The organism is uncultured Actinomyces sp., assembly GCF_963526355.1.
Taxonomy (GTDB): Bacteria; Actinomycetota; Actinomycetes; order Actinomycetales; family Actinomycetaceae; genus Actinomyces.
Window position 1 is genome coordinate 1 of the sequence record NZ_CAUROW010000060.1, and the last position, 12,090, is coordinate 12,090.

Here is a 12,090-nt window from a genome sequence, read left to right on the forward strand (position 1 = left end):
CAGTACCGCGAATTCGTCGACGGCCTCATCGCCCTCGAGGGCTGAATTCAGGGCGATTTCAATAGTTGAATCAGCAGGCGGGTTCTACCGACCTATTTTTCGTCTGCTCGAGGATTGACGGAGTTGTCCATGCAAGAGTATAACTCTTGCATGGACAGTGGTGATAGCAGTGGTTCTCAAAATATCGGACTGAATCAGGATACTGATTCCAGGTCTGTAGGTGCATATAATTATAATGCAGTGCTCTGGGATGATGTGAAACCAGTTGCTTTAATGACGGTCTGGTGGTGCTACCTGGCCGTCACGGTGCATCTGGTAATAAGGCCGGGTTTTCGCGATGAGTTTACTGAGAGGCCTATTAGTATTCTTAGTCAATATGTTGCTTTGTTCAAACAGGTTGAAGATGGGGAGTATAATTCGGCGCGGTCGAGCCTGCTTGCTGTTTTGGGGGCAATAGTAACGCTGGCCCTGATGTTGCGAGGTCTTGAATCGCGCTCGCAAGACCTTCCCAAAGATTCGCAAGCGCATTGCGCGTGGCTGCATCGAGTGATGTGTGATATGGTTCGGGAAAATTGGATAAGAAATCTCCTCTTGCTACTGTGTGGCGCCTATGGTTTTATAGTATTATGCTATGGTTTTTTGGTGGGGGCCAGGGGGTGGAAAGGATTGAGTCTCGTATTTTTCCTTACATCCCTGGCTTTATATGTTGTAGTTGCGAGTCTGCCTGCGTTCGTTGTGAAAGGCGACGCTGAAGCGGTTGGTGGTTATGTTCGGGCCGTAAAACGTGTCGTAACCCATGCTGAATGGCGAATTCGTAACGGAAGTGACGACAGTGTCGTCGATAATAAAAATGTTCTGAAGATTCTTTTTTCTAAGAAAACTGCGATTGGATTCGTTTTCTTAGAATCCCTTCCAGCTATTATTGCTATAATAGTGATGTCGTTTCGAGCATTCCGTGATGATGGGAGTGTGTGGGACCTTCTTTTTGTTGTACTGTGGTTGCTGACTGCAGCGTTCTGGTTGAGCGCTACTCCTCTGTTCGTGCTTTATTTTAAATCCAGGACTATATCAAAAGGAAAGTCTGCGGTTTTTGAGTTGTTGCTGTCATGTATATTCATTTTTGCTGTCTCGCTGGTGACTTGGATTACATACGGTTCTCTATTCTCCGGCCTTCTGGGGTGTGTTTACAGAATAATCTCTGCCGTCTCACTTGTTTATTGGTTTCTTCTAATAATTGTTTCATCATTTTTGGGAACGAAAGGCGTGGCCTTGCGAGAAAACAAAGGTCTATGTGCGTGCCTCGCCGAAGCAAAGCTGTCCGTAGAAAGATGGATGGGGTTGTGGGGTGTTATGTGTGTGTTGGTGGATCGTGCTTTACTGAAGGATAGGGAGACAATGAGTTCTTATGGTTGTTCAGGGGAGGGGAAGATTGTGGAAAAAATGTCTGTTGCAGCCGGTTTGGTGGTGCCTGAGGGTTATGTTATTAAACGTGAAAGAGATGGTGGTCAAGTTGAGGAGAAGAATCTGAGGGAGTATCTGTCCGAAGTGGTGAAGGTGACCTTGCCTCCGGTGCCGGATACTGGCTCTTGCACTGGCAAGCAGGGAGAGTGGGAACGTACTCCTCTCGCGAGGACTGCGCTTTGTCGTTGACGACTGCTGTCAGACCGCAGTCGTCGATGATGAAAGTACGTCCTCGAGACGAATCGCAGTTCTCAAGATGTGCAGAAGCTCAGGCCCAGTCGCCCGGCTCCGGTGTGCTCCGGGAGAGTGCCTGCCGTGCGCCGTCGGACCCGGCCGTCAGCCGGGCAGGTGGGCCGCGAGCTCCGCGACGACGCGCTCGGCGGCATGGCCGTCGCCGTAGGGATGCGCATCGACCTGAGGGGGCTCGGCCGGGCGCGGCCGCGAGGCCGCCTCCACCAGCGCCTCCCCGGGCTCGACCAGCCGGTTCCACCCCAGCTCCACCGTCTCCACCCACTCGGTCTGAGGGCGCACCGTGGTGCACGGCACCCGTAGCAGGAACGCCTCCTTCTGCAACCCGCCGGAGTCGGTGATGACGCCGCGGGCATGAAGCGCCGAGGCGATGAGGTCGGGATAGGCCAGCGGAGGATGAATCAGCAGCGACCCCCGGCTCTCCAGGGCCAGGCCGTGCTCGGCGCACTTGGCCACCAGGCGCGGGTGAGCCAGGATGACGACGGGATGGTCCACCCGGGCCAGGGAGTCCAGGATGCTCTTCAGGCGCTCGGCGTCGTCGGTGTTCTCGGCCCGGTGGATCGTGGCCAGTGAGTAGGAGCCCTCAGCCAGCGAGAGCTCCTCCATGACCGGGCTGGGGGAGCCCGAGACCCGGTCGCGCACCTGGAGGAGCACATCGGTCATGACATCGCCGACGACGACGGTGCTGCTCGCCAGTCCCTCGGCGGCCAGGTGCTCGGCCCCCACCGCGGTGGGCGTCAGGAGCAGGTCCGCGGCGTGGTCGGTCAGGACCCGGTTGATCTCCTCGGGCATGGCCCGGTTGAAGGAGCGCAGCCCCGCCTCCAGGTGGGCCACCGGGATGTGCAGCTTGACGGCCGCCAGGGCCGCGGCCAGCGTCGAGTTCGTGTCCCCGTAGACCAGGACCCAGTCCGCGGACAGGGGCGGCAGGGCCTCATCGAGCGCGGCGAGCATCGCCCCGGTCTGGGCGCCGTGCCCGCCCGAGCCCACACCCAAGTGGATACCGGGCGCCGGGATCCCCAGGTCGGTGAAGAAGACATCGGAGAGCATCGGGTCGTAGTGCTGCCCGGTGTGGATGATGACGTGCTCCACCCCGGCCGCAGCCATGGCGTGGGCGACCGGGGCGAGCTTGACGAACTGGGGCCGGGCCCCGACGACGGAGACAACGCGCATGGGCCGATCCTACGGGCCGCAGCGGCCGTGCGCGGTCGTCCACCCCTCCCCGGATCGGTGGCGGGGGCGTTGGGACTCCGTATGGGCTGTGCAACCAGCGCTCACATCCGGCCACCTGAGGCGGCGCCGATCAAGCCCGGCGCTACACGACCCGTCGCAGGCGCCGTCGTCGGTCAGGGGGTTGGCCTCAGGTGGATACGTGCCACCTGACCTCACGGGATGCCAGCAGCCATCACGCAGCTCGAATGCGTGCCCCGAGTCAGGCCCCTACACGGCCACGCTCCCACCTCGCGGCAGGCCCTAGCATGGGGGCATGCGCGTCACCGTCGTCACCACCTGGCTCCCCACTGACCGGGCCCCCAGCTCGGGTTCCTTCGTCCTGCGCGACAGCGCGGCGATCCGCGACGCCGGACAGGACGTGCGCATCATCCACCTGGTCCCGCCCCACCAGGACGACGGCGCCCGTCACTGCGTCCTGGAGGGCATGCGGGTCCTGTCCATCCCCATGAAGCCCTCCAATCCTCTGTCCGTCGCCCGGGCCGCCGATCGGCTGCGTCCCGCGCTCAAGGGCACCGACGTCCTGCACTCCATGGCCATGAGCACGCTCCTGCCGCTGACGGCTCTGGACCACGCCCACGCCCTGCCCCTGCCCTGGGTGCACACCGAGCACTGGTCCGGCCTGACCAACCCCGACACACTCGGCCCCGCCCTGCGCGCCGCGATCCCCGTCGTCGGCCACGGCCTGGCCCGCCCCGACCTGGTGACCGCCGTCTGCGAGTACCTGGCCGCCCCGATCCGCGCCCTACGGCGCGGCCTGCCCACCGCGGTCGTCCCCTGTATCGTCGAGCCCCAGGATGCGGTGAGCGAGCCACCCGGCGGCAAGGACGCCGGCAGCATCAACATGGTCACCGTCGGCGGACTCGTGGAGCGCAAGGATCCTCTGGCCTGCCTCGATGTCCTGGCCGAGCTGACCGCCCGGGGCATCTCGGCCACGATGACCTTCGTGGGGGAGGGGCCGCTGCGCGCCGACATCGAGGAGCGTCTGGCCGCCGACCCCGCTCTGGGCGAGCGCACCCGCCTGACCGGCAACCTCGACTCGACCGGAGTGCGCGCCGAGCTCGCCCGCGCCGACGTCTTCATCGGTCCCACCCGCGGAGACAACTTCTTCGTCTCAGCGGCCGAGGCCATCACGAGCGGGCGCCCCGTCGTCGTCTCCGACGCCGGAGGCCAGTCCGAGTACGTCACCGACGCCAACGGCACGGTCCTGCCCCTGGGAGCCGACAGCCGGCAGTGGGCCGACGCCGTCGTCGAGACCGTCGAGCGCCTCGCCCCCCGCGGTGCGGCCGCCATCGCCGCCACCATCGGGGAGCGCTTCTCCTCGGCCCAGGTGGGCGCCGCCTACCGCTGCCTCCACGAGGAGGCCGCCGGCGATTTCCTCGTACACTGACGTTTTCTTCATAGATGACACGTAGCCGCGTCGTCTATGAAGAAAAGGCCGGTTCACTCCTCCGCGGTCATCGCCCCCAGCTCGGCGGGAGTCGCGACGGGCAGGTTGGTGAACAGCCGGCACCTCCGGCACCAGGCGTCGTTCAGGAAGGCGCGCGTCCAGAAGCCCAGGAGCTTGCGCCCGCCCATGAGCTGGACGGCGGCCACCGGCAGGGAGGCATCGGTGATGAACGCCTCGAAGGCCATGGTCGAGTGCAGCGTCGCCCACGCCGAGAAGGTCCGCTCGGCCAGGCCCAGCAGGCGCAGGCGCGACAGCACGGTCTTGAGTCGCGAACGCGTCTCCTCACTGACCTCGGTGGCGGCGAAGTAGGGCAGGTCCGCCTCCGCGGCACGGCCTGCGGCTTCCGCCCCGGCCCCGGCGGCCAGTGCGGTCGCCCGGGCCCACAGGCGCCCGATGAAGACCGCGTAGAAGTCGCGTGTGGCCGTCAGCTCCACGGCGCCGCGGTGCCAGGCGTCCCAGAACTCCACGTCCAGCATGGGCAGTGCCCACTCCAGCCCCAGGTGCTCATAGGCGCGCATGGAGTTGTTGATGTACTTGGTCTGGCGCTCGCGGACGTTGTATGACTCCAGGACGCTCTGCACGTCGCGCGGACTGCCGGTGAAGGGGCGCAGAGCCAGGAAGTCGCGGACCTTCGCGGCCCGGTAGGGGTCGGCATAGGCGCGCCGCTGGTCCCCCTGGAGCTCCTGATGGTGGATGAGGATCGCCCTGGCCACCCGACCGCGGGTGACGCGTGGTTCCTCCAGGAGGTGCTCGTCGTGCATGTTGCCCACGATCGTGTGCCCCGGCAGGACGACGTCGCCCGGACGCACCACGCCGCGCTCCAGGAGACTGCGCAGCGCGTACCAGTCCTGCACGTGCGGCAGCGCCCCCAGGGCGTAGCCGTACTCCAGGAAGTCGGCTGCGTCCTGCGTCTGCCAGGCCTCGCGCAGCTCGGCTGGGACGTAGTCAACGGCGTGCCACTCCAGGCCCACCGCCTCGGCCACCTTCCGCGAGACCTCGACCTCCCGGGTTCCGGGGCGCCCGTAGGTGAAGGCCACCGCCCTGTCCAGTGCGTCGTGAAGCGTCAGCCACGCCACCAGCAGCCGCGAGTCCAGTCCGCCCGACAGGGGCAGCACCAGCCGCGGTGAGCCCGGCCGGGCAGCCAGGTCCTCCAAGGCCCGCCCCATGACGGCGTCGAGCGCCTTCAGAAGCAGGTCGGAGAACTCCTCGGGGTCGATGACCATGTCGGACTCCTGGGAGAAGCGCGCCAGGGAGTGGTTGACCGTGCGGGCCCGGCCGGTGGCGCGGTCGATGCGCACGAGCGCACCCTGCTCGGTCTGGTGAACGCCGGCCAGCAGCGTGTCGGTTCCGGAGACGAAACCGGCGTCCAGGAGCTCCCGGCGCGCTCGCGGATCCAGGTGGGGATCGCTCAGGGCTGCGCGCATGGCGGTGGCATCATCGCTGATAACGAGCCGCCGGCCGCCGTCGGCCCCGTCTTGAAGGGTCCAGAACAGGGGCCACGACCGCAGCCGGTCCTGGGCCAGGACCACCTCGGTGCTGTCGACCTGCACGGCGGTCAGGCGCCCGGGGTGGGCGGCCAGGACATCCGGGTCGGTCGGATTGTGACAGAACGCATCGCAACGCATCCACAGAGACTCGGTGACGTCGTCCGACGGCGCGGTCTGCTGCCACTGCGGACTCGTGAGCCGGAGCTCCACCTCAAAAGCGCTCACCGTTCTCCTCAATTCCTTAATTTCTTGAAATGCTCTGAGAAATCCTCTGACCGGCCTTGATCGACCGATTGATCTCGGCGCCTCGGTGCGTCTGCACGGCCTGCCGGCGCTCAGTGTGTCACAGTCGTGACACGTGACGCGGAAGACGCCCGACGTGGTCCATCGGGCCTCAGTGTTGCCCGACAATAGAGGGGGTGCCCCATCGGTTCCCGTGAGGCGTGAGTCGAGCTCTCAGCGTCCCGCGGACCGGAAGTCCTGCCCACTGTGGGCCGCAGGGGCACAAGCACAAGACGGAGGTGACGTCATGAGCGCAGGCGTCGAGGACATGAGTCGCGCCGGAAGCGTCCGTGCGGATGGCGGGCTCATGATCTTCCACGCGCCCTTCCCCCTCCAGCCGGACCGGGTGGCCGCCTCCATGTTACGTCCCCTGGCGATGCGCCGGGCCTTCGCCGACCTCGGCTACCGGGTCATGAACGTCACCGGCTACGCCGCGCAGCGACGTCGGGCCATGACCAGGGTGCGTGCCGCGCTCGCCGCCGGGGCCAGGATCGAGTTCGTCTACAGTGAGAACGCGACCATCCCCAACGCCCTGACCGAACCGCGTCACCTGCCGGTGCACCCCCTGCTCGACGCCGCCTTCTTCCGTCACTGCCGACGCTCCGGAGTGCCCGTGGGCGTCTTCTACCGCGATGTCTACTGGCGCTTCCCCCGTTTCCGCGAGGGCATCAACCCGGTTCTGGAAGCCGGGCTCCAGGCCGCCTACCGCAGTGAGCTCATGGCCTTCGAGAGGGTGGGTCTTCACCTCTTCCTGCCCAGTCAGGCCATGGCCCGTCACGTTCCCCACGTGGACCCGGTCCGCATGAGCGCCCTGCCGCCCGGAGCGCCCGATGTCGCCGCCACCAGGCGCGACAGCGACGGCTGGGATGACGGCGGGGACGAGGACGGCAAGGAGCTTGAGCTGCTGTTCGTCGGCGTCCTGCAGGACAACTACCGACTCGACGCCTGCCTGCGGGCCGTGAGCGCCACTCCCGGGACCCGCGTGACCCTGTGCGTGCGCCAGGAGACCTGGGAGACCAGCCGCGACCACTACGCCCCGCTCCTGCCGGCCGGCCGGGCTCAGGTCGTCCACCGCTCTGGGGCGGAGCTGGAGCCCCTGTACCGCAGGGCCGACCTCGGGGTGCTGTTCACCGAGCCCAACCCCTACTGGGACTTCGCGGTCCCCTACAAGCTCTATGAGTACCTGGCCCACGAGCTGCCCGTCATCGCCGTGCGCGGGACCCAGACCGGCCGTCTCGTCGAGAAGATGGGGATCGGTTGGGTCCTGAGCTACGACGCCGGCGCGCTGAGTGACCTGCTGCGCCACCTGCGGGAGGCTCCTGAGGAGATCGAGGCGGTGCGACGCCGCATGCGTGAGGTCCTGCCGGACCAGACCTGGCAGGCCCGGGCCCGCACCGTCGTCCAGGTCCTGGGCGCTACAGAGAGGAAGCCATGACCCGGTTCCCACGAGGCGGGGCGCTGCTGGCCACCCGCATCCACCTGCCCGAGGCCGCTGCCGCATCCTTCCGGCTCGATGGCGTCGAGCGCGCCCTGGCCCGCCACGGCGTACCGGTGCGGGCCCTGACCACGACCGTGCCCGGACGTGACGGGAGGCCCGCTCCGCAGGTCGATGACCCACGGGGAGTGCGCGTCTCGCGCTGGCCGGCCCTGCGCGACGCCAGCGGCTACCTGCGCGGCTACCTTCCCTACCTCTCCTTCGACCTTCCCCTGGCGCTGCGCCTGGGAGTGGCCTCCCGGCCCGACGTCGTCCTGGTCGAGCCGCCGCCGACCACCGGTGTGGTGGCGCGCACCATCTGCGCCCTGCGGCGCCTGCCCTATGTCTGGTACGCCCCCGACGTGTGGTCCGATGCCGCCGCCTCCACCGGAGCCCCGAACGCGGTGGTGCGGGTGGTGCGCGCCGCCGAGTCCTACGCGATGCGGGGCGCCCGATGTGTCATCGCCATCAATGAGGAGGTCGCTGAGCGCGCCCGCACCCTGGGTGCCCGCAACGTGGTGGTGGTGCCCAACGGCATCGATACCGACGTCTTCGAGCCCACCGGCGCGCTCCCCACCGAGGAGGAGCGCGCCGCGCTGGGTATCACCGGCCCCTACCTCATCTACGCCGGAACGGCCTCGGAGTGGCAGGGAGCGGATATCTTCGCCTCGGCCCTGGCGCAGGTGCGGCGCACCCACCCGGAGGCCCAGGTCCTCTACATCGGGCAGGGCTCCGACTGGGACAAGATCGCCCGGGTCGCCTCCACCCTGCCGCCCGGCGACGACGGTGCCCCGGCCGTCGTCATGCACGGCCTCATGGATGCGCCCGACGCCGCCCGCTGGCAGCGGGGCGCCGCCGCCAGCCTCGTGTCCATCCGCCCCGGCCAGGGATACGACTTCGCCTACCCCACCAAGGTGCTGGCCGCCCTGGCCTGCGGCGTCCCGGTGGTCTACGCCGGAGTGGGTCCCGTCGTCGATGACCTCGCCACCCACGACCTGGGCTGGGTGGCCGCCTACACCGAGGACGACGTTGCCCGGGCGATGAGCCGGGCGCTCGACGAGGCCGCGCGGATTACCCGGCTGGACGCCTCCGACGAGGTCGACGGGCGCGGGACGGCACTGATGTCCCGCGCCCGTCGGCTGCACGCCTGGGTGCGCGATCACCGCTCCCTGCGAGCCACCGGTGAGGCCGTGGCGCGACATCTGCGGACGGTGGTGCGCGGCGCATGACCTGGATCGTGGCTTGGGTCTCAGTCCTGCCGTTGCTGGTGGCGCTGCTCGTGGCGACCTTCGTGCCCGGCTGGCTGCTCCTGGTCGCAGGGGGTGCCCGGTTCCGGCTGGCGCGCATCGCCTGTGCCCCGGCCCTCACCTTCCTGCTCATGGGGCTGGGGGGAGTCGTCTTCCGCGCCCTGGGGGTGTGGTGGCACCTGCCCACCGTCGTCACCTACCTGCTCCTGTGTGCCGCGGTGGTTGCCGCGGGACGCTGGCTGTGGGTCAGGCGCAAGGGGCAGGTGCTGACGCTGCGCACCTGGTTCGCTCCCGAACCGGCTCCGCACGGGCTGCCGGCACCGAGCCCCTATTCGAGCGCCATGGGGGCCCCGGGCGAGCCCGAGATGCCCGACACCCGTTCCATCCTCGGTTCCCAGCGACTGATGTGGGCAGCCGTCCTGATCGCCTGGGCCGTCATGATCCTGCCGATGCTGCCCGGGTCGGGGCCCGATATCCCGATCCAGTCCGCCGACTCCCTCTATCACTACAACCAGGCCTGGCTCATCGAGCACACCGGCAACGCCTCCATGCTCGACGGCAACGCGGGCATGTTCGGGATGGACGGCCACCACTCCTTCTATCCGATGGTGTGGCACGCGATCGTCACCCTTTCCTCGGTCGGCTGGTACCAGGTGGTGCCGGCGACCAACACCCTGCTGCTCGTGGTGCCCCTGGTGTGGCTCATCGGCATGGCCTACCTGGCCCGGGTCATCCTCCCGGAGATCCGAGGCTCGGTGTACCTGGTCCTGGGAGCCGGTGCGCTCACCCCGATCTTCCCCATCCGGCTCCTGACCGACACGGCCGTGTGGCCCTACGCCCTGGCCCTGGCGGCGTGCCCGGCCACCGTCGCGTGGGCGGTGGCCGCCTGGAGGCGCGCCACGTGGCTGATCACTGTGGGGCGTCGACGACGCACCCTCATCGTCGTGGCCGCTCCGGTCGCCGCAGTCATGGGGTCGGTCGTCACGCATCCGGCCACTGCGGTCATCATCGGCTGGCCCCTGGCGGCCGTGGCCTGGATGGGCATCGTCCTGGCGGGGATCAGGGGGTTGCGCCGGCAGGATCCTGTTGCCCGACGACGTGGCATCATCCTGCTGAGCATCGCGGTCCTCGTCGTCCTCGCGGTCGCCGTCTTCGTCATGGCTCCCGGGCCGCAGCAGGCGCACTTCGGCAGGCGGCCCGATCGCAGCTGGGAGCCGCTGTTCGCCAAGCTGGTCATCCCCTTCCTGCTCTACTACGGCGGAGGAGGCTGGGAGATCCGCGCCGCCTACATCATCATGGCCTGCCTGAGCGTGCTCGGTGCGGTGCTGGCCTACCGGCGCAGGCACCACCGGGGTATCGTCGTGTCCTGGATCGCCTGCATGGCGCTCATTCTGGCGGCACTGGCCCCGATCCCGGTCCTGTCGGCCCTGACGGGGGTGTTCTACAACAACCCGCACCGGATCAAGGCCATGACGGTGGTCCCCGCGCTCCTGCTCGTCACGCTCGGACTGGATGCCTTGACGGGGCGGTTCCTGGCATGGCGGCATCGGCGGACCAGGCGTGTCGCCGGGGGCGCCGACAAGATCGCTGAGGGTGCTGAGCCGCATCGGCCCGAGACCCCGACCGGGCGGGTCCCGGTCGCCCGGCTCATCATGAGCAGTCCCGTCGTGGTCGGCGCACTCGTCCTGGTCCTGGGCGTCGCCAGCAGCATGACGGCGGTCAGGGCGGATGTGAGGGGGGCCTTCTCCCCGAAGTACGGGCAGTCCCGACTGGTGGCCCTGAATGACGAGCTGGCCATGATCAAGCGCCTGGGCACCGAGCTCCCCCCGGACGCCTACGTGCTGGGCGATCCCGTGGCGGGCACCGCCATGCTCCCCTTCATGGCCGGACTCAGCTCGGTGTGGATGTTCGCGGGGCAGGCGGACAGTGACGCCGATGGCCTCTACCTGCGCACCCACTTCCGCGATCTCCACTTTGACCCGCAGGTGTGCGAGATCGTGCGGCGCCACCGCATCACCCACTTCTACAGCGACGAGCCGCAGCGCTTCAACGGTGTGGACAATCAGACGCTGCGCCCGGGTCTGTACGGCGTCGACCTCTCCTACGGGTTCACCCTCGTTGACCAGGGCGGTTCCGCGGCCGTCTACCGCATCGACCTGTGCTGGCCCTCCGGCGAGCAGTAGGGCGCGGCGTCCGGCGGCGTTGGGGAGTCGGGCAGGAGTGAGGGACGACGCCCGGCCGCCGGCCGGGCAGCACGAACGAACGAGTATGGTGGACCCGCCACGCCTGAAGCCACGGAAGGACCAACCCGCATGCGCATCGCCGTCGTCGCCCTGGGCAAGATCGGACTGCCCCTGGCCGTCCAGTACGCAGACAAGGGCCACGAGGTCATCGGAGTCGACGTCAACCCCGCCGTCGTCGAGGCCGTCAACGCCGGAACCGAGCCCTTCCCCGGCGAGGCCCACCTGGCCGAGAAGCTCGCCGCACTGAGTCCTGCTACCGGCAACGGCGCCCTGCGCGCCACCACCGACTACGCCGAGGCCATCCCCGACGCCGACGCGATCGTGCTCGTCGTGCCGCTGTTCGTCGACGACGCCACCTGGGAGCCGGACTTCACCTGGATGGATGACGCCACCCGCTCCCTGGCCGCCCACCTGACCCCCAACACCCTCATCTCCTACGAGACCACCCTGCCCGTGGGCACCCTGCGGGGCCGCTTCAAGCCCATGATCGAGGAGATCAGCGGTCTGAAGGAAGGGACGGACTTCCACCTCGTCTTCAGCCCCGAGCGGGTCCTCACCGGCCGCGTCTTCGCCGACCTGCGCCGCTACCCCAAGCTCGTGGGCGGTCTGGACGAGGCCGGCACCCAGGCCGGCATCGCCTTCTACGAGTCCGTCCTCGACTTCGACGAGCGCGACGACCTGTCCCGCCCCAACGGCGTGTGGGACATGGGCACCGCCGAGGCCGCCGAGATGGCCAAGCTCGCCGAGACCACCTACCGCGACGTCAACATCGGCCTGGCCAACCAGTTCGCCGTCTACGCCGACAAGGCCGGCTTCGACATCGAGCGCGTCATCGAGGCCTGCAACTCCCAGCCCTACTCCCACATCCACCGCCCCGGCATCGCGGTGGGCGGGCACTGCATCCCGGTCTATCCGCGCCTGTACCTGTCCACCGACCCCGACGCCTCGGTGGTGCGCACCGCCCGCACCT

Annotated in this window: 8 protein-coding genes; 6 read left to right on the plus strand and 2 right to left on the minus strand. The window is 67.6% G+C overall.

Translation table 11 applies throughout. The features are described 5' to 3' along the window. Nucleotides 1-150: 150 nt before the first annotated feature. Complete coding sequence (locus RWR81_RS10215; protein WP_314457443.1) at nucleotides 151-1,650, plus strand: hypothetical protein; 1,500 nt, start codon at nucleotides 151-153, stop codon at nucleotides 1,648-1,650. A 147-nt stretch (nucleotides 1,651-1,797) separates the two neighbouring features. Here RWR81_RS10215 and wecB read toward each other — a convergent pair whose 3' ends face one another. Next, nucleotides 1,798-2,880 carry a non-hydrolyzing UDP-N-acetylglucosamine 2-epimerase gene (wecB, locus tag RWR81_RS10220; RefSeq protein ID WP_314457444.1) on the minus strand — a complete coding sequence of 361 codons (1,083 nt, stop codon included), beginning with the start codon at nucleotides 2,878-2,880 and terminating at the stop codon, nucleotides 1,798-1,800. Between the two features lie 313 nt (nucleotides 2,881-3,193). Between wecB and RWR81_RS10225 the strand changes: the two genes are divergently transcribed. Continuing rightward, nucleotides 3,194-4,327, plus strand: coding sequence for a glycosyltransferase (locus tag RWR81_RS10225; RefSeq protein WP_314457446.1), 1,134 nt, complete (start codon nucleotides 3,194-3,196; stop codon nucleotides 4,325-4,327). Nucleotides 4,328-4,380: 53 nt separating this feature from the next. Here the strand turns inward: RWR81_RS10225 and RWR81_RS10230 are convergent, their stop codons facing one another. Continuing rightward, nucleotides 4,381-6,099, minus strand: coding sequence for an asparagine synthase-related protein (locus tag RWR81_RS10230; RefSeq protein ID WP_314457448.1), 1,719 nt, complete (start codon nucleotides 6,097-6,099; stop codon nucleotides 4,381-4,383). Between the two features lie 304 nt (nucleotides 6,100-6,403). Between RWR81_RS10230 and RWR81_RS10235 the strand changes: the two genes are divergently transcribed. From RWR81_RS10235 to RWR81_RS10250, 4 genes are all read left to right on the plus strand, one after another. After that, on the plus strand, nucleotides 6,404-7,591 hold the full coding sequence (locus RWR81_RS10235) for a glycosyltransferase (RefSeq protein WP_314457450.1): 1,188 nt from the start codon (nucleotides 6,404-6,406) through the stop codon (nucleotides 7,589-7,591). Then, nucleotides 7,588-8,859, plus strand: a complete 1,272-nt coding sequence (locus RWR81_RS10240; RefSeq protein WP_314457452.1) for a glycosyltransferase — start codon at nucleotides 7,588-7,590, stop codon at nucleotides 8,857-8,859. Before RWR81_RS10235 ends, RWR81_RS10240 begins: the two co-directional genes overlap by 4 nt. After that, nucleotides 8,856-11,060, plus strand: a complete 2,205-nt coding sequence (locus RWR81_RS10245) for a DUF6541 family protein (RefSeq protein ID WP_314457454.1) — start codon at nucleotides 8,856-8,858, stop codon at nucleotides 11,058-11,060. The genes RWR81_RS10240 and RWR81_RS10245 overlap by 4 nt, the downstream gene beginning before the upstream one ends. A gap of 129 nt (nucleotides 11,061-11,189) precedes the next feature. Next, nucleotides 11,190-12,090 (plus strand): nucleotide sugar dehydrogenase (locus RWR81_RS10250; protein ID WP_314457456.1); only part of this gene is annotated, 901 nt, incomplete at its 3' end.

Coding starts and splice junctions, on each gene's coding strand:
- RWR81_RS10240 (WP_314457452.1), top strand. CDS start 7,588: ATGACCCGGTTCCCACGAGGCGGGGCGCTGCTGGCCACCCGCATCCAC.
- RWR81_RS10215 (WP_314457443.1), top strand. CDS start 151: ATGGACAGTGGTGATAGCAGTGGTTCTCAAAATATCGGACTGAATCAG.
- RWR81_RS10225 (WP_314457446.1), top strand. CDS start 3,194: ATGCGCGTCACCGTCGTCACCACCTGGCTCCCCACTGACCGGGCCCCC.
- RWR81_RS10245 (WP_314457454.1), top strand. CDS start 8,856: ATGACCTGGATCGTGGCTTGGGTCTCAGTCCTGCCGTTGCTGGTGGCG.
- RWR81_RS10235 (WP_314457450.1), top strand. CDS start 6,404: ATGAGCGCAGGCGTCGAGGACATGAGTCGCGCCGGAAGCGTCCGTGCG.
- wecB (WP_314457444.1), bottom strand. CDS start 2,880: ATGCGCGTTGTCTCCGTCGTCGGGGCCCGGCCCCAGTTCGTCAAGCTC.